The sequence below is a fragment of the Morganella psychrotolerans genome (genome assembly GCF_965118875.1).
Classification (GTDB): domain Bacteria; phylum Pseudomonadota; class Gammaproteobacteria; order Enterobacterales; family Enterobacteriaceae; genus Morganella; species Morganella psychrotolerans_C.
In genome coordinates this window covers 41108-63451 of sequence record NZ_CBCPJD010000006.1, presented here as the reverse complement: position 1 = coordinate 63451, position 22344 = coordinate 41108, and the positions used below count along the sequence as shown (strand labels likewise).

The 22344-nt window shown below is 48.4% G+C and carries 19 protein-coding genes; 7 read left to right on the top strand and 12 right to left on the bottom strand.

Annotated elements, in window-relative coordinates; translation table 11 throughout:
- Positions 1-15: 15 nt before the first annotated feature.
- The 5 genes from lpdA to ampD form a co-directional block, all read right to left on the bottom strand.
- Complete coding sequence (gene lpdA / locus ACMHKJ_RS07465; RefSeq protein ID WP_067404662.1) at positions 16-1443, bottom strand: dihydrolipoyl dehydrogenase; 1428 nt, start codon at positions 1441-1443, stop codon at positions 16-18.
- Between the two features lie 202 nt (positions 1444-1645).
- Entirely contained in the window at positions 1646-3511 is a 1866-nt protein-coding gene (aceF, locus tag ACMHKJ_RS07460) for a pyruvate dehydrogenase complex dihydrolipoyllysine-residue acetyltransferase (protein WP_413492825.1), read from the bottom strand.
- A gap of 13 nt (positions 3512-3524) precedes the next feature.
- Positions 3525-6188, bottom strand: a complete 2664-nt coding sequence (gene aceE / locus ACMHKJ_RS07455; protein ID WP_413492824.1) for a pyruvate dehydrogenase (acetyl-transferring), homodimeric type — start codon at positions 6186-6188, stop codon at positions 3525-3527.
- Positions 6189-6356: 168 nt separating this feature from the next.
- On the bottom strand, positions 6357-7121 hold the full coding sequence (gene pdhR, locus ACMHKJ_RS07450; RefSeq protein WP_413492823.1) for a pyruvate dehydrogenase complex transcriptional repressor PdhR: 765 nt from the start codon (positions 7119-7121) through the stop codon (positions 6357-6359).
- Between the two features lie 559 nt (positions 7122-7680).
- Positions 7681-8253: a 1,6-anhydro-N-acetylmuramyl-L-alanine amidase AmpD gene (ampD, locus tag ACMHKJ_RS07445; RefSeq protein ID WP_413492822.1), complete on the bottom strand. Its 573-nt coding sequence runs from the start codon at positions 8251-8253 to the stop codon at positions 7681-7683.
- Positions 8254-8530: 277 nt separating this feature from the next.
- Here ampD and ppdD point away from each other — a divergent pair, with 277 nt between their 5' ends.
- The 6 genes from ppdD (at position 8531) to yacG (ending at position 13489) form a co-directional block, all read left to right on the top strand.
- Complete coding sequence (ppdD, locus tag ACMHKJ_RS07440; RefSeq protein WP_413492821.1) at positions 8531-8950, top strand: prepilin peptidase-dependent pilin; 420 nt, start codon at positions 8531-8533, stop codon at positions 8948-8950.
- Positions 8951-8976: 26 nt separating this feature from the next.
- A complete protein-coding gene (locus tag ACMHKJ_RS07435; RefSeq protein WP_413492820.1) occupies positions 8977-10548 on the top strand; it encodes an ATPase, T2SS/T4P/T4SS family in 1572 nt (523 codons plus the stop codon).
- 27 nt (positions 10549-10575) lie between these two features.
- Positions 10576-11775, top strand: coding sequence for a type II secretion system F family protein (locus tag ACMHKJ_RS07430; protein ID WP_413492819.1), 1200 nt, complete (start codon positions 10576-10578; stop codon positions 11773-11775).
- A gap of 127 nt (positions 11776-11902) precedes the next feature.
- Entirely contained in the window at positions 11903-12508 is a 606-nt protein-coding gene (gene coaE, locus ACMHKJ_RS07425; RefSeq protein ID WP_413492818.1) for a dephospho-CoA kinase, read from the top strand.
- An 8-nt stretch (positions 12509-12516) separates the two neighbouring features.
- The gene (gene zapD, locus ACMHKJ_RS07420) at positions 12517-13269 is read left to right on the top strand and encodes a cell division protein ZapD (protein ID WP_413492817.1); all 753 of its coding nucleotides are present in this window, start codon (positions 12517-12519) and stop codon (positions 13267-13269) included.
- 13 nt (positions 13270-13282) lie between these two features.
- A complete protein-coding gene (gene yacG / locus ACMHKJ_RS07415; RefSeq protein ID WP_067404620.1) occupies positions 13283-13489 on the top strand; it encodes a DNA gyrase inhibitor YacG in 207 nt (68 codons plus the stop codon).
- 58 nt (positions 13490-13547) lie between these two features.
- Here yacG and mutT read toward each other — a convergent pair whose 3' ends face one another.
- From mutT to secM, 3 genes are all read right to left on the bottom strand, one after another.
- Complete coding sequence (gene mutT / locus ACMHKJ_RS07410; RefSeq protein WP_413492816.1) at positions 13548-13940, bottom strand: 8-oxo-dGTP diphosphatase MutT; 393 nt, start codon at positions 13938-13940, stop codon at positions 13548-13550.
- Between the two features lie 76 nt (positions 13941-14016).
- A complete protein-coding gene (gene secA, locus ACMHKJ_RS07405) occupies positions 14017-16728 on the bottom strand; it encodes a preprotein translocase subunit SecA (RefSeq protein ID WP_413492815.1) in 2712 nt (903 codons plus the stop codon).
- A 131-nt stretch (positions 16729-16859) separates the two neighbouring features.
- The gene (gene secM, locus ACMHKJ_RS07400; protein ID WP_413492814.1) at positions 16860-17486 is read right to left on the bottom strand and encodes a secA translation cis-regulator SecM; all 627 of its coding nucleotides are present in this window, start codon (positions 17484-17486) and stop codon (positions 16860-16862) included.
- Here secM and ACMHKJ_RS07395 point away from each other — a divergent pair.
- The gene (locus ACMHKJ_RS07395; RefSeq protein ID WP_413492813.1) at positions 17406-17933 is read left to right on the top strand and encodes a DUF721 domain-containing protein; all 528 of its coding nucleotides are present in this window, start codon (positions 17406-17408) and stop codon (positions 17931-17933) included. The genes secM and ACMHKJ_RS07395 overlap by 81 nt on opposite strands.
- A gap of 75 nt (positions 17934-18008) precedes the next feature.
- Here ACMHKJ_RS07395 and lpxC read toward each other — a convergent pair whose 3' ends face one another.
- The 4 genes from lpxC to ftsQ form a co-directional block, all read right to left on the bottom strand.
- Positions 18009-18926, bottom strand: a complete 918-nt coding sequence (gene lpxC, locus ACMHKJ_RS07390; RefSeq protein WP_067360536.1) for a UDP-3-O-acyl-N-acetylglucosamine deacetylase — start codon at positions 18924-18926, stop codon at positions 18009-18011.
- A gap of 100 nt (positions 18927-19026) precedes the next feature.
- The gene (ftsZ, locus tag ACMHKJ_RS07385) at positions 19027-20184 is read right to left on the bottom strand and encodes a cell division protein FtsZ (RefSeq protein ID WP_413492812.1); all 1158 of its coding nucleotides are present in this window, start codon (positions 20182-20184) and stop codon (positions 19027-19029) included.
- Between the two features lie 70 nt (positions 20185-20254).
- Positions 20255-21511 (bottom strand): cell division protein FtsA, encoded by a 1257-nt coding sequence (gene ftsA, locus ACMHKJ_RS07380; protein ID WP_413492811.1) that lies wholly within the window; start codon positions 21509-21511, stop codon positions 20255-20257.
- Entirely contained in the window at positions 21492-22343 is an 852-nt protein-coding gene (gene ftsQ, locus ACMHKJ_RS07375) for a cell division protein FtsQ (RefSeq protein WP_413492810.1), read from the bottom strand. The genes ftsA and ftsQ overlap by 20 nt, the downstream gene beginning before the upstream one ends.
- Between the last annotated feature and the right edge of the window lies 1 nt (position 22344).

The window sequence follows — 22344 nt, the reverse complement described above, 5'->3', positions numbered from 1 at the left end:
ATCATAATTAACTGATTATTTTTTCTTTTTCGCTTTGGCATTAGGAAGGTCAGTAATGCTGCCTTCGTAAATCTCCGCCGCCATACCGATTGACTCGTACAGTGTCGGGTGAGCGTGAATGGTCAGTGCAATATCTTCTGCATCACAGCCCATTTCGATTGCCAGACCGATTTCACCTAACAGCTCGCCGCCGTTAGTCCCGACAATAGCACCACCGATAACACGGTGAGATTCTTTGTCGAAAATCAGTTTGGTCATGCCTTCAGCACAGTCAGACGCGATAGCACGGCCGGAAGCCGCCCATGGGAACGTAGCTGTTTCGTAGCTGATCCCTTTCTCTTTCGCTTCTTTCTCGGTCAGACCAACCCATGCGACTTCCGGTTCGGTATACGCGATAGAAGGAATGACTTTCGGATCGAAATAGTGCTTCAGACCGGAAATAACTTCTGCGGCAACGTGACCTTCGTGAACACCTTTGTGTGCCAGCATCGGCTGACCGACGATATCGCCGATAGCAAAGATGTGCGGCACATTGGTACGCATTTGTTTATCAACGTGGATGAAACCGCGGTCGTCAACTTCAACACCCGCTTTATCCGCAGCAAGCGTTTTACCGTTCGGCGTACGGCCGATAGCCACCAGAACCGCATCATAACGCTGTGGCTGTGCAGGCGCTTTCTTTCCTTCCATCGTGACATAAATACCGTCTTCTTTTGCTTCAACGGCGGTCACTTTGGTTTCCAGCATCAGATTAAACTTGCCACTGATACGTTTGGTAAACAGTTTAACAATATCTTTATCTGCCGCAGGAATGACCTGGTCGAACATTTCAACCACATCAATCTCTGAACCCAGCGCGTGATAAACGGTCCCCATTTCCAGACCGATAATACCACCGCCCATGACCAGCAGACGGCCAGGGACAGTTTTCAGTTGCAGTGCATCGGTTGAATCCCACACACGCGGGTCTTCATGCGGGATGAACGGCAGCTGAATCGGACGTGAGCCCGCAGCAATAATTGCGTTGTCGAATGTGATTGTGGTTTTACCCTTCTCACCTTCAACATCGATAGTATTCGCACCGGTGAACTGGCCGAGACCATTCACAACAGTTACTTTACGGCCTTTCGCCATACCGGCCAGACCGCCGGTTAACTGAGAAATAACTTTCTCTTTCCACAGACGGACTTTATCAATATCAGTCTTAGGTTCGCCGAAAACGATACCGTGAGAAGCCAGCGCTTTTGCTTCTTCGATCACTTTCGCAACATGCAGTAATGCTTTGGACGGGATACAACCCACGTTCAGACACACACCGCCTAAAGTTGAATAACGCTCAATCAGAACTGTTTCCAGACCTAAGTCAGCACAGCGGAAAGCCGCTGAATACCCTGCAGGGCCCGCACCAAGTACAACTACCTGGGCTTTAATTTCAGTACTCATCGTGACCTCTTATTTGTTTGTCCGGCGGGTCAGACGAAATAATGTTCCACCGGGACGTACACACTGAGAGTAGTTTACAGAATTGTTAATAACCTGAAAAGACACAGTTCCGTGACCTGACTCCCGTTCTCCGGGATGGTCTCGTTTCAGCCTGCATCAGCGGGACCGGCGCAACGCCGATCCCGCTGAGGTTACTTACAAATTACATCGTCAGACGGCGTAAATCACTCATGTACTGATTAATCAGCGTGATAAAGCGGGCGCCGTCAGCACCATCGATCACACGGTGGTCGAAGGAAAGTGACATTGGCAGAATGAGACGCGGAACAAATTGTTTGCCATCCCAGACCGGTTTCATGGATGAACGTGACAGACCCATGATAGCAACTTCCGGTGCGTTAACAATCGGTGCAAAACCGGTCGTTCCGATACCACCGAGGCTGGAAATAGTGAAACACCCGCCCTGCATATCAGACGATGTCAGCTTACCGGTACGCGCTTTTTTGGAGATTTCAGCCAGCTCGTAGGACAGCTCCAGAATGCCTTTTTTGTTCACATCTTTAATGACAGGAACAACCAGGCCATTCGGGGTATCAACCGCGATACCGATATTGACATATTTCTTCAGAATCAGGCGCTGACCATCTTCTGTGATCGAACTGTTTACGCGCGGCATATCAACCAGCGCTTTGGCAGCGGCTTTCATCACAAAGACCAGCGGGGTGATTTTTACGCCCAGCTGTTTTTTCTCAGCTTCTTTATTCTGCTGCTTACGGAATTCTTCAACATCCGTAATATCCGCTTCATCCATCAGTGTAACGTGCGGGATAACCACCCAGTTACGGCTCAGGTTAGCACCGGACAGCTTCTGAATACGGCTCAGTTCCAGTTCTTCCACTTCACCGAACTTGCTGAAATCAACTTTCGGCCATGGCAGCATACCAGGTAAACCACCGCCGGTTGCAGCTGGTGCTGCTTCAGCGCGTTTAACCGCATCTTTCACATAAGCCTGAACGTCTTCGCGCAGGATACGACCTTTACGGCCTGTACCTTTGACTTTCGCCAGATTAACACCAAATTCACGTGCCAGACGGCGGATAACCGGGCTTGCATGAATATACGCGTCATTCTCAACAAAATCATTGCCGGTCGCAGGTGCCGGAGCAGCTTTCGCTGCCGGTGCTGCAACAGGTGCTGCCGCCGCTGGTGCTGCTGCCTGAGCAACAGGAGCCGGAGCGGTGCCTGCAACTTCAAAGACCATAATCAGCGAGCCGGTTTTCACTTTATCACCGACCGCGACTTTGATTTCTTTGATTTTGCCTGCCATCGGAGACGGGACTTCCATTGAAGCTTTGTCGCCTTCAACAGTGATCAGAGACTGTTCTTCAGTCACTGTATCGCCGACGCTGACCATAATTTCAGTCACATCAACTTCATCCGCGCCGATATCCGGAACATGAATTTCTTTAGCTGCTGCAACCGCAGGAGCTGCTGCCGGAGCCGGAGCTGCGGCGGCTGGCTGTGCCGCTGATGCGCCACCTGCCACTTCAAAGATCATGATGAGAGAACCGGTGCTGACTTTATCGCCGACAGTCACTTTAATTTCTTTCACAACACCTGCCATCGGAGACGGGACTTCCATTGAGGCTTTATCGCCTTCAACAGTAATCAGAGACTGTTCTTCAGTCACTGTATCGCCGACGCTGACCATAATTTCAGTCACATCAACTTCGTCACCGCCGATATCCGGCACATGAACTTCCTGTAATGCAGATGCAGCAGCCGGTGCTGCCGGAGCAGCCGCCTGTGCCGCAGGAGCCGGAGCTGCTGCCCCTGCTTCTGCTTCAAAGACCATAATGAAAGAACCGGTGCTGACTTTATCGCCCACGGCGATTTTAATTTCTTTAACAATCCCTGCCTGCGGCGACGGAACTTCCATCGACGCCTTGTCACCTTCAACAGTGATGAGTGATTGTTCTGCTTCTACTTTATCGCCGACACTGACCATAATTTCAGTCACATCAACTTCATCTGAACCAATATCAGGCACATTGATTTCAATAGACATTAATAATTACCTCTTATGCCACGCGCGGGTTAACTTTTTCCGGATTGATGCTGAATTTCTTAATGGCTTCTTCAACCACTTTCACTTCAACTTCGCCACGTTTAGCCAGTTCACCCAGTGCAGCAACAACAACATAACCGGCATCAATTTCAAAGTGATGACGCAGATTATCGCGGCTGTCTGAACGACCATAACCATCAGTACCCAGAACGCGGTAGTCGCTTGCAGGCACATAAGAACGAACCTGTTCAGCGTACAGTTTCATCCAGTCAGTAGATGCAACCGCTGGTGCGTTATTCATCACCTGAGCAATGTAAGGCACGCGTGGTGTTTCTGACGGATGCAGCATATTCCAGCGATCACAATCCTGACCTTCGCGTGCCAGCTCGGTGAACGAGGTAACACTGTAGATATCAGAGCTGATGCCGTACTCAGAAGACAGGATCTGACCTGCTTCACGCACGTGACGCAGAATCGCACCTGAACCCAGTAACTGAACTTTACCTTTGTCGCCTGTCAGTGTTTCGAGTTTATAGATACCTTTACGGATACCTTCCTCGACACCTTCCGGCATAGCAGGCATGTGATAGTTTTCGTTCAGTGTGGTGATGTAGTAATAGATGTTTTCCTGAGCTTCACCATACATGCGCTCTAAACCATTCTGCATGATAACCGCAACTTCATAGGCGAAAGACGGGTCATAAGAGAGGCAGTTAGGAATAGTCAGCGACTGAATGTGGCTGTGACCATCTTCATGCTGTAAGCCTTCACCATTCAGAGTGGTACGACCGGAAGTACCGCCGATCAGGAAGCCGCGCGCCTGCTGGTCGCCTGCCATCCACATCAGGTCACCGATACGCTGGAAACCGAACATTGAATAGTAAATGTAGAACGGGATCATCGGCAGGTTATTGGTGCTGTAAGATGTCGCAGCCGCTAACCAGGATGCGCCGGCACCCAGTTCGTTGATACCTTCCTGCAGAATCTGACCTTTCACATCTTCACGGTAATAGGCAACCTGCTCACGGTCCTGCGGGGTGTACAGCTGACCTTTCGAGTTGTAAATACCGATCTGACGGAACAGACCTTCCATACCAAAGGTACGTGCTTCATCCGCAACAATCGGAACGATACGCTCTTTGATGGATTTGTTTTTCAGCATTACGTTCAGTGCGCGCACGAATGCAATGGTGGTGGAGATGTCTTTATTCTGCTCTTCCAATAACTGGCTGAAATCGCTCAGTGCAGGAATATCCAGTTTTTCATCAAAGTGCGAACGACGTGAAGGAACTGAACCATGCAGCGCTTCACGATGTGACATCATGTATTTCTGCTCTTCAGAGTTTTCGTCAAACTTGATGAACGGCAGTTTTTCCAGTTGGTCATCAGCAACATTGATGTCGAAACGATCACGGAGATGGCGGACGCCTTCCATGTTCATTTTCTTCACCTGGTGCGCGATGTTTTTACCTTCAGCAGTGTCACCCATACCATAACCTTTAACGGTCTGGGCCAGGATCAGTGTTGGTTTGCCTTTGGTGTCATGCGCTTTTTTCAGTGCTGCGAACATTTTCTTAGGATCGTGACCACCGCGGTTCAGTGCGAAGATCTGCTCATCAGTCCAGTCTTTGACTAATGCAGCTGTTTCCGGATAACGATTGAAGAAGTTTTCGCGAACGTAAGCACCGTTTTTTGATTTGAAGGTCTGGTAGTCACCATCAACGGTTTCGTTCATCAGCTGGATAAGTTTACCGCTGGTATCTTTCTTCAGCAGTTCATCCCAGCGACCGCCCCACATGACTTTAATGACCTGCCAGCCCGCGCCGGAGAACATACCTTCCATTTCGTTAACAATTTTACCGTTACCGTTTACAGGGCCGTCAAGGCGCTGCAGGTTACAGTTGATAACAAAAATCAGGTTATCCAGGCTTTCACGGACTGCGATGTTAATCGCACCTTTAGATTCCGGCTCATCCATCTCACCGTCGCCCAGGAAGGCATAAACGGTTTGTTCTGAGGTGTCTTTCAGACCACGGTTATCAAGGTATTTCAGGAATTTAGCCTGATAAATTGCAGACAGCGGCCCCAGACCCATAGAAACAGTCGGGAACTGCCAGAAGTTTGGCATCAGTTTAGGGTGCGGATATGAAGGCAGACCTTTACCGTCAATTTCCTGACGGAAGTTGTTCAGTTGCTCTTCAGTCAGACGACCTTCCATAAATGCGCGTGCGTAGTAACCCGGGCTTAAATGGCCCTGGAAGAAAATAACATCACCGCCGTCTTTCGCGTTCTGCGCACGGAAGAAGTGGTTAAAGCACACTTCATACATGGTTGCAGCAGACTGGTAAGATGCCATATGGCCGCCCAGATCCAGGTCTTTCTTGGATGCACGCAGAACCATCATGACCGCATTCCAGCGGATAGCAGAACGAATCCGGCGCTCCAGCTCAAGGTTGCCCGGGTAAGCTGGTTCATCCTCAACAGGAATCGTGTTGATGTAGTTACGGTTTACAGCACCTGCTGCAACACTAACACCGCCCTGACGTGCAGTATTCAGAACCTGATCGATCAGGAACTGTGCACGCTCAACACCTTCTTCACGGATGACCGATTCGATCGCCTGTAACCAGTCGCGAGTTTCGATCGGATCCACGTCATTGTTCAAAATGTCTGACATGGTGTATTCCTTATAGTTTATTTGTTTCTGATGTATTCGGAGCCTATCTTCACGTTTCACGCCATCCGTGACGGGCGACGTGAAGATAGGCCCGGCTATATATTGCCGCTGATGCTAAGGTCAGCTTACAGACGCAGCATTCGGATCTGTAAACCCCAAAAATGTTACTTATTCCATGTACTGCTGAAGACGGCGCAATGAACGTTCCCGTCGGGTATGTTCACGGCTCATATCCAGCAATACATCTTCCAGGAACGCCAGATGACGGTGGGATGCTTCCCTCGCCTTCTCCGGCGACCGTCCCATGATGGCCTGGAAAACCTGCTCCCGGTGCTCACTGACCATCGTCAGCATCTCTTTCCGGGTATAAAGAAATTCAAAATTCTGCCGGATATTTTTTTCCAGCATCGGCACCATACTGCGTAATAAATGCAGAAGCACAACATTATGTGCCGCTTCAGTCACAATCAGCTGATATTGGAGTACCGCGTGAGATTCGGTATCCACATTGCCTTCATTACTGGCATCAATAATCGCCTGATGGCTGCTGCGGATACGGATAAAATCGGCTTCAGTTCCGCGCAGTGCCGCATAATAAGCAGCAATACCCTCGAGGGCATGACGGGTTTCAAGCAGATCAAACTGGGATTCAGGATGCCCTTCAAGCAATTGGACCAACGGGTCGCTGAAGCTTTGCCAGAGATTATTCTGTACAAATGTGCCGCCGCCTTGTCTGCGCAGCAAAAAGCCTTTCGCTTCAAGTTTTTGAATTGCTTCGCGCAGTGAGGGACGTGAGACATCGAACTGTTTGGCCAGCTCGCGTTCAGGCGGAAGCTTCTCCCCCGGGCTTAAAGAGCCATCGAGGATTAAGTGTTCCAGACGCCGTTCGATCACGTCGGCTAATTTAGGTTGGCGGATTTTGCTGTAAGCCATAATTGCATCAGAACCATCGGTATGGATAAATAGTGCTTAATGGGTTTGTAGTCAATTGGTAATACCAATTCCTTTTTACAGGCACTTAAAGTAACAAAGTATTCACCTACTGTCTATAAAGACCTTGAGCTAAATCATAAAAACCTGCAAGTTTTAACAATTTATTTTAAAAATTAGCATAAATTGATAACCGATACGGCTACATGTCGCATCGCAAATGTTACGAAATTTAACGTTTAAAAATCAGATAAATACGCAAACTGAACCGTTACAGTAACCAATCAAATGAATATTTAATCTTTTATTGTGCATTTTTAGCTGTCCGAAATAAGCACCGATATCACCGGTTGTTATACTTACTTACCTGCAACGCCCGCAACTATCATTAATCAAAATATATACCCAACGTCATTCAAGATGCAGGCCGGGTGCAGCCAACGAACCTGCAGTTTGAATGAATAAGGGTATAAATCTGACAATATGTTGCCGCAGTAATGATATTAGCCGGAAATACATAAACAGGTAGTTTTTCACTTCTCCTTTTTTACCCGTCTCTGCGCTATTTTACCGGCAATGTGGCAGGCGTATCTGTCTGTACCAATGACTTCCGGTATCGATTCCAGTCAAAATACGGGCCCGGATCCGTCTTACGCCCGGGGGCAATATCACTGTGTCCGGTAATGTGACCTTTTATTTGCGGATAGTAAGATAAAAGCACCCGTGTCACCTGCGCCAGCGACTGATACTGCTCATCCGTAAACGCCTGTGTATCCGTCCCTTCCAGTTCAATTCCGACAGAAAAATCATTACACTTTTCGGCTCCCCGGTAACAGGAAAGCCCCGCATGCCAGGCGCGCTTATGAAACGGAACATACTGAACAATCTCCCCGGTACGACGGATAAGACAGTGTGCTGATACCCGCAGAGCCTGAATTTCAGCAAAAAACGGATGCGCATCCGGGTCCAGTTTTCCCTGAAAAAGCTGATCAATATACGGGCCGCCGAATTGCCCCGGCGGCAGACTGATATTGTGGATAACCAACAGACGGGGAACCGTATCTGCCGGGCGGGTATCACAGTGCGGTGAAATAACCTGCCGGGCGGCTGTCAGTCTGCCTTCCTGAATCTCCATCTGCTCTCCTGTGAATAGCGTCGGTCTGCTGAACCGGATAGTAAGTACAAATTTGTGCTGCTCAGTATACGCAACGGATCAGCCGTCAGGAATATCCTGAATTTCCCGCGCTTTTTTCTGCGGCTCAGAACGCAAAAATTTTTGCTGAATTTCATTATTACATCACAGTTTTCCATCAGCACCGAAAAAAACATATACCTCTCTTTTTTGCTGATCCGTCATTGAATAAAGTGCATCACGCTAATTAAGTAACCCGTTCACATACAAAGGAGCCAATATGAATCAACATGGATTTACCTTAATTGAAGTGATGGTCGTTATTGCCATTGTCGCTGTTCTCAGTGCAATAGCCGTTCCCGGCTATCAAAACTATATTCGCAAAGCCGCACTTATCGATGTTTTACGCACAATCACTGCATTTAAAACCGGCATTGAGCTGTGCAGTTTTGACAGCCCGTTATTTGCCGGATGCAACAGTGGTCAGGGAACGATTCCTGAGGATTCTCCGGGACGTTACCTCAGGACGATTAAAGCTGAAAACGGGGTTATCTCAGCGGAGGGAAACAGTTCACTCGCGTCACTCACACTTACCGCAACACCTGCCGGAAACAACGCAAACGGGGTCACCCGCTGGACAACTGCCTGTGAATCCTCTCAGGAAAGCCTGAAAAAACTTTGTCTCGATGTCATAAAATAACATACTGATATGAAAAGGAATTCATTATGCAACCGGGCACTGTATCTCCTGTTACCCACTTGTACGGGGAAGACCAGCTCTTATTTGCTGAGGTTCATGCTCTCTGTGAGCGGAATGAGCTGATGCTGATTGACTATAATCCGGATGCGGTCCGGATAGCCGCCGCACAACAACCCCGCAGGGATGTTGTTTCCGCCATCCGTTTCCTTGCGGGGAAACGCGTGGATATTGAATTATGGCACAGTGAAAAACTGGCCTACTGCCGGCAGAATACGCCATTGCCGGAACCGGTACTTTTTCCGGGCGTATCACCGGTGACAGGTTCTCCGGCAAACCGGCACCGGTCACAACCTGTCCCCGTCGTTGCGTTGTCACCGACCGCAGGCTCACCATCCGCAGAGCCCGCCCCCCGGCCTGATGCTGATTATTATCCCGCAGAGCAACAATCTGCGGCAGTCCGCTTTGTGAATCAGCTGGTGACACATGCCATTGCCAAACGAGCCTCTGATATCCATATAGAACCAATACAGCAAGGCTACCGGATCCGCGCGCGGATAGACGGACAACTGCATACACTGAACTCGCCACCGCCGGAAATCAGCAGTGAAATATCTATCAGACTGAAAATTATTGCAGGTCTTGATATTGCCGAAAAAAGGTTACCCCAGGATGGTCAGTTTGAATGGCTGGAAAGGGATGTCCGTTATGCCGTGCGTATCGCCACACTGCCGACTATTTATGGTGAAAAAATCGTACTTCGCCTGCTGAGCACATCACAAAACCTGGCACTGGAAAAATCCGGACTGACCACGGCACAGTTGACAACACTTCACACGCAGTTGAATGGTTCTCAGGGCATTATTCTGCTGACAGGCCCGACCGGCAGTGGTAAAACCGCCACGCTTTATGGCTGCCTGCAATATCTTAATCAAAATAACCGGAATATTTGCAGTGTTGAGGACCCGGTAGAAATTCCGCTGCGGGGGATAACGCAAACACAAATAAACCCGAAAATTGAGCTGGGTTTTGCCACTATACTGCGCGCACTTCTGCGTCAGGATCCTGACGTCATCATGGTTGGTGAGATAAGGGATAAAGCCACCGCAGAGATGGCGATTAAAGCGGCTCATACCGGGCATCTTGTACTGTCCACACTGCATACCAATTCGCCGGAAGATACCTTTTCCCGTTTACAACAACTGGGTATTGATGACTATTTTATCCGGACCTGCATCAAACTGGTTATCGCTCAGCGGTTAGTCAGGGTTCTGTGCCCCCACTGCAAAACACCGGTATCAGAGCCGGTGCCCATAACACGGCACAACGGGGAAACCCGTAATATCACCGTATGGCAGGCAAACGGATGCGGGGACTGTTTTTCCGGTTTTTACGGACGCACCGCATGCTTCGCCTTCCTGACACCAGAAAATTGCCCGCCCGCAGGGAGAGCAATGTTCTACGCGCGGGAACCAGAATGTACTGAGAATATATCCCCCGCTCTCCGCACTACTCCTGACTCCCTGTTTGATGCAGGTATCAAACTGGCGGAGGCAGGCATAACTACACTCAGTGAAATTCATTATATGCAGGATATCTGAGGAAATCTGACAAACAGGAGTGATGCTATGCGTATTTTCCGGCTTTATCACTGGTCCGGTCTGACACAACTTAATCAGATCCTGTCCGGTACTATTATCTCACGTACAGAAAATGAAGCCGTACACCAGTTAATTTCGCAGAGTATCACACCTGTTTCACTCCGTTGTCACAGGCGTATGGCATATTCACACAAAGAAAAATTGTATTTACCCCATTTCACACAACAACTGGCAACACTACTTATTTCCGGGTTGCCATTGTTAAGGGCGCTGGTATTACTTCACAATGAATGTCGCCTGCCACTCTGGAAACAGGTGATTGATGACCTGACGCGGCAATTACAACAGGGGAAAACATTCACTCAGGGAGTTAGTCTGTATCCTGATATATTTAATTCTTTTTATTGCCGGATGATTACTGTCGGTGAAGAAACAGGTAAATTACCTGAATGTTTACACCATATTTCAAAGCATATTCATGATCAGCAACATCACCGCACATCACTAATAACAGCAATCCGCTATCCTGTTACTTTATTAATAGCCAGCACACTCATGATAACACTTATGTTTCTCTTTGTTATTCCGGAATTCGCACAAATATATCAGTCATTTAATGCAGAATTACCTTTACTGACACAAAAATTGATCTTTCTCTCTGACATAATAGCTGACAACTTATTACTCCTTTTAGGTTTAATCGTTATTTTTTTATCCCTTTACCGTGTATTACGGAACAAATATACATATATAAAAACGAAAGAATCCTGCTTTTTTTTATCTTTTCCCTTTTTTGGAAACATTATTATTTATACTCAAACCGCACAAATATTTCAGATGCTGGCAATAACACAACGAGCCGGAATTACGCTGATAGCGGGTATAGACATCCTGATTATGACTACTGAACACCCGCTTTACAAACACGCCTTAACCACAATCAGAGCTGAATTACTAAGAGGACAATCATTCAGTAAATCAATTAAACAGTCCGGGCTGTTTCCTGAATTATGCTGTGAATTCATTGCGACAGGTGAAGCTACCGGAAAATTTGACCATTTTTTTACCTATACATCAGATTGGTTTAAATCTCTCGCCTTAAATCAAATTCAACATTTTTTTAAGTTACTTAAACCTGCCTTATTTCTTCTGCTGGCAATTATCGTCGCACTATTATTAATTTCCATGTATTTACCATTATTCAAACTAGGTGAAATTTTAGTCTGAACAAACTATTGTGAGTTATTAAATATCAATCCTGTGAAATACATCTGTATTAATTTATTTTTACCATAGGCGAAATTAAATTCATCAGGTACAATTTATCTATAGCTGCAATTAATACAGGAACACAATGGCTTATATCGTTGCGTTAACCGGTGGGATCGGAAGCGGAAAAAGTACCGTTGCCGATATGTTTGCCCGTCTCGGCGTCCCCGTCATTGATGCGGATATTATTGCCCGCCGGGTCGTTGAACCCGGAACGTCCGCTTTGCAAGCCATAGTCCGGCACTTTGGTCATGACATACTGACTGCGGATAATCATCTCGACAGAGCGGCCCTGCGCCGGAAAATTTTTGATAATCCTGCAGATAAAACATGGATTAACCAGTTATTACACCCGATAATCCATCAGGAAACACAGCAGCAATTGCATAATGTCACTGCACCCTATGCCCTCTGGGTTGTGCCTTTGCTGGCTGAAAATAATTTAGCACCACTTGCTGACCGTGTACTGGTTGTGGATGTATACCCACATGAGCAAATAGCCCGGACAATGCGCCGTGATGCCATCACCGCAGAGCTTGCTGAAAAAATGTTGCAGGCACAGGCATCCCGCGCACAACGCCTGGCGATTGCTGACGATATACTGACGAATCATGATAATGATGATTCCCTGATGCCCCGCGTCTGCGCATTACATGAACAATATTTAGCTTTGGCCTGTCAGCCAAAATAGGGATCACTATGAATGAAACTTGTCAGTCAGTCATTTTTGAACATCCGTTAAACGAACGAACCCGTTCATGGCTGCGTATCGAAACGTCGCTGCAACAGATGCATACACTGACACCACTGGATTCACTCCCTGCCAGCCTCGCCTTTTTTCGCGCTGCCGCTGAATTTATTGAAGTGACCGATCGCGGGGAAGTCCGCTCCGAAATATTAAAAGAGCTGGAAAAACAGCAGAAGAAACTCATGAAGTGGGCCGAAGCACCTAATGCTGATCCGGCGCTTATTCAGGGTTTATCTGATGATTTAAAACAACAGTCCGCTGCACTGAGCAACGCTCCCCGCATAGCACAACACCTGAAAGACGATAAAATTATTGCTATCGTCCGCCAGCGGCTGAGTATACCGGGTGGCTGCTGTGGTTTTGATTTACCCTACCTTCATTTGTGGCTTAATTTATCACAGGATGTGCGGGACACCACGCTTGCCGGCTGGCTGGAAGGCTTACAGCCACTGAAGAACGCACTCGGCAGCCTGTTGACACTGCTGCGCCAGTCAACCCGTTTCAATGCGGTCGAAAGTCATAACGGGTTTTATCAGGATAATGCGGAAGGTGCAGATTTACTGCGTCTGCGTATTCCGGTGGACTACCGGATCTACCCGCAGGTTTCAGGACATAAATCGCGATTTGCAATACGTTTTCTGCATATGGACAGCGAACACGGTATAATACCAACTCAGTTACCGTTTGAAATCGCCTGTTGTTAAAAGGAAATCCGTTATGTCTGAAGCCGTTATTGTCAATTGCCCCACCTGTAAAAAAGAGGTGGTCTGGGAGCCGGAGAGTGCTTATCGCCCATTTTGCTGCAAACGCTGCCAGTTAATTGATTTAGGGGAATGGGCGGCAGAAGAGAAGCGGATAGCGAGTCAGAGTGATCTTTCTGATACTGAAGCCTGGAGTGAGCCGGAAGATACATCTCCGTACTGAGGCCGGCGGGCGGCTGTTCAACAGCCGCCATCATCGGTCTGTAATACAGTTAAACGTGTTATTTCGTCAGCAATGCCACAATACCGCGGTTAGCCGGCGGAAACTCATCTGCAATAAGATCCTGCTGTTTTACCCAGCGTGTTGCCTGCCCTTCCCGTCCGTATGGTGTATTCTGCCACTCTTCAACCAGAAAAAAATAAATCGTTATCAGGCGTTCAGGAAATTCGTGCTCTACTGTCTGTAACCGAACACCCGGTGTTGCGATAATTCCCAGCTCTTCATCCAGTTCACGGACAAGTGCCTGTTCCGGTGACTCACCGTCTTCCAGCTTACCACCGGGAAATTCCCAGTATCCGCCCATATGTGAATCAGCCGGACGCTGAGCAATAAAAATGTCACCTTCCGGGTTACGGATAACACCGGCGGCAATGAATAAGTGCTGTTTTTCCATGATTACCAATCCGTTTTACTGACATAAAAAAGACGGGTTTCCCCGTCTTCCTGTTTTAACCTTTACCGGGAGCTGATTATTTCAGCGCACCGTGACATTGCTTATATTTCTTACCGGAGCCACATGGACATGGGTCGTTACGACCTACTTTACGGACACCAGAGGCAACTTCTGCTTCCTCTTTTGTCATCAGTGCCGCATTGTCATTTCCGTGGCTGAATTGCTGGCGCTGTGCCAGACGTTCTGCTTCCTCCCGGCGGCGCTGCTCCAGAATTTCCACTTCTTCCGGCATGCGAACCTGAACTTTTGAAATCGTACTAACGACTTCATATTTCAGTGATTCCAGCATGTTAGAAAACATAGAGAACGATTCGCGCTTATATTCCTGCTTAGGATCTTTCTGCGCATAACCACGCAGGTGGATACCCTGGCGCAGATAATCCATCGCCGCCAGATGCTCTTTCCACAGTGTATCCAGAGTTTGCAGCATCACGCCTTTCTCAAAGTGGCGCATCATCTCTGCACCCACAACCTCTTCTTTCGCCTTGTATACCTCAATGGCTTGCTCAAGGATACGCTCACGTAATGTTTCTTCGTGCAGCTCAGGCTCTTTATCCAGCCATTCTTTGATTGGCAGATGTAAATCAAAATCCTGTTCCAGGCGTTTTTCCAGTCCGTCGATATCCCACATTTCTTCCAGAGACTGCGGCGGAATATAAGAATCAAGCACTGTTGTATACACATCACCACGGATGCTGTCGATAGTTTCGCTGATATCCTGGCTGTCCAACAGATCATTACGCTGGGTATAAATGGCACGGCGCTGGTCACTTGCCACATCATCGTATTCAAGAAGCTGTTTACGAATGTCAAAGTTGCGGCTTTCCACTTTACGCTGTGCGTTGGCGATAGCTTTTGTCACCCACGGGTGCTCAATTGCCTCACCTTCTTTCATTCCCAGTTTACGCATCATGCCGGTTACGCGGTCTGACGCAAAAATACGCATCAGTGAATCTTCCATGGAGAGATAAAAACGGGATGACCCCGCATCCCCCTGACGACCGGAACGACCACGCAGCTGATTATCGATACGACGGGATTCATGGCGCTCAGTACCGATGATATGCAGACCACCGGAAACCAGTACGGCATCATGACGTGCCTGCCATTGCACTTTTGCAGCAGCAATATTTTCTTCTGTCGGCTCATCCAGGGCATTGAGATCGGCCTGCAAGCTCCCGCCCAGCACGATATCCGTACCACGACCTGCCATATTGGTGGCGATTGTGACGTGACCTGCACGACCGGCCTGTTCAACGATATCCGCTTCCATAGCATGGAATTTAGCGTTCAGTACGCTGTGTTCAATTTTCGCTTTTTTCAGTGCATTGGAAATAAGCTCTGATTTTTCGATAGAAATAGTACCGACCAGTACCGGCTGCCCGCCGGCTGTACGCTCACGGATATCTTCAATAATGGCAGCAAATTTATCCGCTTCATTCATATAAACCAGATCCGGTAAATCTTTACGGATCATCGGGCGGTTTGTCGGAATAACAATGGTATCGAGTTTATAAATTGAACTGAATTCAAAGGCTTCCGTATCCGCTGTACCTGTCATACCGGCCAGTTTGGTGTATAAACGGAAATAGTTCTGGAATGTGATGGACGCCAGGGTCTGGTTTTCATTCTGAATATCCACCCCTTCTTTCGCTTCCACTGCCTGATGAAGACCATCAGACCAGCGGCGGCCCTGCATGGTACGTCCGGTGTGTTCATCAACGATGATAACTTCACCTTCGCTGACAATATAATCCACATCGCGGACAAACAGAGAGTGCGCGCGCAGACCCGCCATTACATGGTGCATCAGCATAATATTGGCCGGTGAGTAGAGGGATTCCCCTTCATTCATCAGACCTGCTTCTGACAGTAATTCTTCCACCAGCACCAGACCGCGTTCAGTCAGTGTGACCTGGCGGCTTTTCTCATCCACAGAGAAGTGACCTTCACCTTTAAATGTGTCTGAGTCATCTTTTTCCTGGCGTACAAGGTGCGGGATCAGTTTATCGACTTTCATATACAGCTCAGAGCTGTCTTCTGCCGGACCGGAGATAATCAGCGGGGTACGTGCTTCATCGATTAAGATGGAGTCAACTTCATCCACCAGCGCATAGTTCAGTTTACGCTGGACACGCTCTTCCGGGCTGAACGCCATGTTGTCACGCAGGTAGTCAAAACCGTACTCATTATTAGTACCGTAAGTAATATCTGCTGCATAGGCTTCACGTTTTGCTACAGCCGGCATATTCGGCAGGTTTATACCAACCGTCATCCCTAAAAATTCAAACAGCGGACGGTTATTTTCGGCATCGCGCTGTGCCAGATAGTCATTCACGGTTACGACGTGAACCCCTTTGCCGGACAGTGCATTGAGATAGGCAGGCAGTGTTGCGGTCAGGGTTTTACCCTCACCTGTACGCATTTCTGCAATGCAGCGCTCATTGAGAACCATACCGCCGACTAACTGCACATCAAAGTGACGCATACCGAATACACGTTTACTGGCTTCACGCACAGTGGCAAACGCATCCGGTAAAATACGCTCTTCTGATTCGCCTTTTTCCAGACGTGCCCGGAATTCCTGTGTTTTTGCTTTTAATTCATCATCGCTGAGTTTTTCAAACTCAGGTTCCATGCGTGTGATTGCTTCAACTGACTTGCTCAGGCGGCGTAAAGTACGGTCATTACGGCTGCCGAAGATTTTGGTTAGTAATTTAACTAGCATATTTAAACATCTCTGTTCAGGCTCAATCAGGCCCGGTAAATAAAATGGTTATACCCTCATTCATTCAAACCACAGGTTCGTTAGCTGCATCCTGAATGACGTTCGGTATACAAAGCAGGTAAAAAAAGGAATTATACTGATTGTGAGGGACCGGCGCGGATCCCGCCCGTACGGGCTATCCACTGAACAGAAAAAGAAGGAACCGGATTATCGGCAAGGATTTCCTGTGGCATAGCTGCCGGATGGTAAACAGGCAGTGCCGGAGATTTGGTTAAAATAGCGTGCAGTGCCGCCAGCATATTCTGAGCAGAAGCGGCGTGACGGTTTTTTACCGGAAAATTATCTTCAGATGCGTCTTCCTGTCCGGAAAAGGCAAACGAGATCTGACGGATAGCATTACGCACTGCATGCTGCTGCCAGTAATTAACACTCTGTGATGTTCTGGCCGGTGATGTGGTTTGCAGAAAAATGCTGTCAAAGGCGGATAATGCCTGGCTCTGGCGGTTTTGTGTTGTCCCTGCGCCGGCTGTGGTAACATCACCACCAGTCAGTACAGCAGGCAGGCCAAAACCGGTCGCCACAATCCCTATAAAGAGATGGCACCAGAAATAACGCCTGCCAAGTTGCCGCCAAAGATTTAAAATAGTGTTTCCCTCACGAGATCCGGAGTATATGTGATGCGCGATAGTCAGCCAGTTTCCCTTGAAAGCCTGCTTGAAAAAGGCACTCAGGATAATAATACGCTTAAAAACATTCAACAGCGCGCGGTCACTTTACTGAAACTCAACCGTACAGTGATTGCGCTTTTGCCTGCACAACTGCAACAACAATGCCGTATTGCTAATTATCGCAAGCAACTGTTAATACTGGAAGTAGCAAATGCAAGCTGGATGACCCGCCTGCGTTACGAACTTCCTGCACTGCGTTCCGCATTACGTCAGCAGATTTTACCATCATTATCGTCCATCGACATCAAAATCAATCCGTCATTGATGAAATCAGAGTCAATATCATCATCAACCGGAGAAAAAAACAGCAATTTGCAGGGTGGAAGCGGAAAAAGAGAGGAACCGGGGCGTCAGTTAAGTACTGAAAGTGCCAATGCACTGAAAGCGCTGGCGCAGAGAAGCCCGGAAAAACTGAGAAAAAGACTGGAAAGATTAGCTGCACTGGCCGGAGAGAGTACCGGTGCAGCTGATAAATAGACGGTTATTTAGTCAATAACGTCAGTGACAAGAGTGTCAGTGTGAGAGCAACAAGTTGTGGTGCCATTACACTGATTATGCCAGTACAGTTGACGGCGCACGGAATGCAACCGGCATCTGAGCTTCGTCTTCAAATGTGACGAGTTCCCAGGCACTTTCTTTTGCCAGAACCGCCTGCAATAACTTGTTGTTCAGTGCATGGCCGGATTTGAATGCGGTAAACGCACCAATAATATTATGGCCGCACATAAACAGGTCACCAATTGCATCCAGCATTTTGTGACGAACGAATTCGTCTTCAAAACGCAGCCCGTCTTCGTTCAGTACGCGGTAATCGTCAACGACGATTGCGCAATCAAAACTTCCGCCCAGGCATAACCCTTTGGACTGGAGATATTCGATATCCCGCATAAACCCGAAAGTACGCGCACGGCTGATGTCTTTCACAAAGTTTTCCGCGGAAAAATTCATCGCGTAACGCTGTGTGCTGGCATCAATCGCCGGATGGTTAAAGTCGATTGTGAAATCTAAGCTGAAACCGTTAAACGGAGAGAGCTCAGCCCACTTATCGCCATCTTCAATACGGACGGTTTCTTTCAGACGAAGGAATTTCTTGGCGCTGTTCAGCTCCTCGATACCCGCATCCAGTAACAGAAACACAAACGGACTCGCGCTGCCATCCATAATAGGAATTTCAGCCGCGTCGACTTCGATAACAATGTTATCAATGCCAAGCCCCGCAAGTGCTGCATTTAAATGTTCAACCGTGGATATACGTACATTATCTTCATTTACAAGACATGTACATAACATCGTATCACGCACGGATTTCGCATCTGCCGGAAAATCGACAGGCGGATTAAGATCAGTACGGCGATAGATGACCCCGGTGTTTGCCGCAGCCGGACGCATTGTCAGCGTAACTTTTTTGCCGGTATGTAAGCCTACACCCGTAGCCTGAACAATACGCTTTAATGTTCTTTGTTTGATCATCGTGTCTGTCCCGTTTGATTAACTGTCTCACCTGCCATTATAAACTAACGGCAGGGGAGATAGTTTAGCACAAAAAGCGGAGATGCAAACCTTTTCGCAATTAATCAGCCTGCTTACGTAAAAAGGCAGGAATATCTAAATAGTCCGGCTCTTTATTACTTTGCGTTGATGAATCGTTTACAACCTGTGCGACGGATTTGCTTTCATCCATTGTTGTCATGCTGTTTTGCATCTGAGCATAACGATGTTCCATGTTATTGGTCTGGACAGCTTTATTGGTTACCAGCGTAATTTCAGGACGTTTGTCCATGCCGATACCTGTTGCCACCACAGTCACACGCAGTTCATCGTTCATTTCAGGATCCAAAGATGTCCCGATTACCACGGTCGCGTTATCCGATGCGAATGCACGGATAGTATTACCCACCGTTTCAAACTCATCCAGACGCAGGTCAAAGCCCGCTGTGATATTAACCAGCACACCACGTGCACCTGACAGGTCAATATCTTCCAGAAGCGGACTGGAGATCGCCATTTCAGCGGCCTCTTCAGCACGGTCTTCACCGCGTGCCGCACCGGAACCCATCATTGCGTAACCCATTTCTGACATTACCGTGCGGACATCCGCAAAGTCAACGTTCATCAGACCCGGGCGGGTAATCAGTTCTGCAATACCCTGTACTGCGCCACGTAATACATCATTCGCTGCACCAAATGCATCCAGCAGTGAAATACCACGACCCAGCACTTTCAGCAGCTTATCGTTCGGGATGGTAATCAGTGAGTCAACGTGTTTGGATAACTCGGTGATCCCCAGCTCAGCAAACGCCATGCGCTTTTTACCTTCGAAGTTGAACGGCTTGGTCACGACCGCAACGGTCAGAATACCCAGCTCTTTTGCAACTTCAGCCACAACCGGTGCAGCACCTGTTCCTGTACCACCGCCCATACCTGCGGCGATAAATACCATATCTGCGCCATCCAGGGCGCTGCGCAGAGCTTCACGATCTTCTTCTGCCGCATTACGGCCGACTTCCGGATTAGCACCGGCGCCCAGCCCTTTGGTAATCCCGTTACCAATCTGAATAGTCTGCCCGACGGCGGTTTTACGAAGCGCCTGAGCGTCCGTATTCACAGCGAAGAACTCAACGCCTTCAATGCGTTCGCGGACCATGTGCTCAACAGCGTTACCGCCGCCCCCACCGACGCCGATGACTTTAATCACCGCATCGTTGGTCAATTCCATCGGTTCAAACATAATCTCTCTCCGTTTTGTGCCTTTCTTTAATAGCGGCAATAGCGGCTATTATCGCCAGCCTTAATGCAAATTAAAATTCTTTTCTGAGCCAGCCCGTTAATTTTTTAAACCAACTGCCAACCGAGGCACGTTTTTCCGTCTCGGTATCGCCGACCAGGTGAGATTCTTTTCCGTAATGCAGTAACCCTACTGCTGTAGAATAATACGGTTCCTGCGCATAATCCGTTAAGCCGGTTATATTCAGCGGTTGTCCGATACGAACCTGAGTATGGAAAACCCGCTGGGCGCACTCAACTAATCCGTTAATCTGAGCCGCACCACCAGTCAGCACGATACCAGCGGCCAAATGGTGTTTGACACCCTGCTGACGTAATTGTTCCTGTACTTTCAAAATTTCATCATTAACCAGATTGAGTAATTCCGTATAACGCGGCTCAATCACTTCAGCTAATGTCTGACGCTGAAGACTGCGCGGCGGACGCCCGCCGACACTCGGGACTTCCAGCGTTTCGTCTTTACTGACCAGCGACCCTAACGCACAGCCGTGGCGGACTTTGATCGCTTCCGCGTCATTCGGCGGTGTGCCGAATGCGTAAGCGATATCCCCGGTCACCACATTCCCTGCATAAGGGATAACTTTGGTGTGACGTAACGCACCACCGGTGTAAATTGCAATATCCATTGTGCCGCCGCCGATATCGACCACACAGACGCCCAGTTCACGCTCATCTTCTGTCAGCACGGCAAAGCTTGATGCCAGTCCCGCAAAAATCAGCTGATCCACTTTCAGTCCGCAACGTTCAACGGCTTTCACAATATTTTTTGCCATATCATTATGGCAGGTAATCAAATGGACTTTTGCCTGCATCCGCACGCCGGATAATCCGACCGGGTTTTTGATACCTTCCTGATAATCGATGGCATATTCCTGCGGGATAACATGCAGGACACGGTGGTCATCACGGACACGGACAGATTTTGCCGTATGCACGACATTTTCCACATCTTCCTGTGTCACTTCTTCTTCTGAAATCGGCACCATACCGATTTCGTTCTGGCAACTGATGTGCTTACCGGACAGCGCCAGATAGACAGACGAAATCTGGCAGTCGGCCATCAGTTCTGCCTGGTCGATGGTGCGCTGAACGCATTTCACCACCGACTCCAAATCATTGACGCCGCCTTTATCCATGCCGCGTGACGGGCAGTTTCCCGCCCCGATAATGTTCACCACACCGTCCGGCAGAATTTCACCAACAAGCGCAGATACTTTGGCGGTGCCTATTTCAAGGCCGACGACTAATTTTCTATCCGTTGCTTTTATCATTGTTATTCTGCCTGCCTTCTTTACCTGTAAAGTCCTGATTTCCGTTTGCGAAAGGATCTATCTGTAATGGTGCCCAGCCAACCGCAGCGCCGCTGTCATAGCGGAGATCGACATAATCGACCCGTTTATCCTGAACCTGGGTCAGCGTCGGATACAGCTCAATAAACCGCCGTAACCGCTCTTCTGTATCCAGGCGCCCCAGTTCAACCCGGATATCATTATCCAGAACCAACTGCCAGGCATGGCGTGGTGACATTGAGGCTGATTTCAGCTTCAGTTGCGCGCCTGCCAGTTGCTGCGCTATCTCACGATACCCTTTCAATACATCCTTTTCACTGCCCTGTGCCCCGTACAGCATGGGAAAGGATTCTTTTTCAGTCAGTTGCACCGGCAGGCTGAAAACCCGTCCGGCGTCATCTATCATCTGGGCGTCGTTCCAACGTGCATAAGGCACATACTCCACCAGATGTATTTTCAGTTCGTCAGGCCACTGTTTACGCACAGTCACCTGACGTAACCACGGGATCCGCTCCAGTTGCTGCTGCACTTCACTGACATCCAGTGTCATAAAGGTGCCGGGCGTCCCGAGGGATAATACCGCTTTGCGCACATCATCATTTTTCGTGTAATGACGCTCACCGGTTAAAACCAGTTTTGACATAGGCAGACGGTCTGCATCTTTCATCCAGTTCAGCACCATCAGACCACCCCAGACCAGTGTTCCCAATACAATCAGGAAAAACAACAGGCCGGAGAGATAAGTGCCGTTACTGGGACGTGAACCGTCGAACTCCGGCTCCGGTTCACGCATATTCAGTGCAGCCTGTGACATA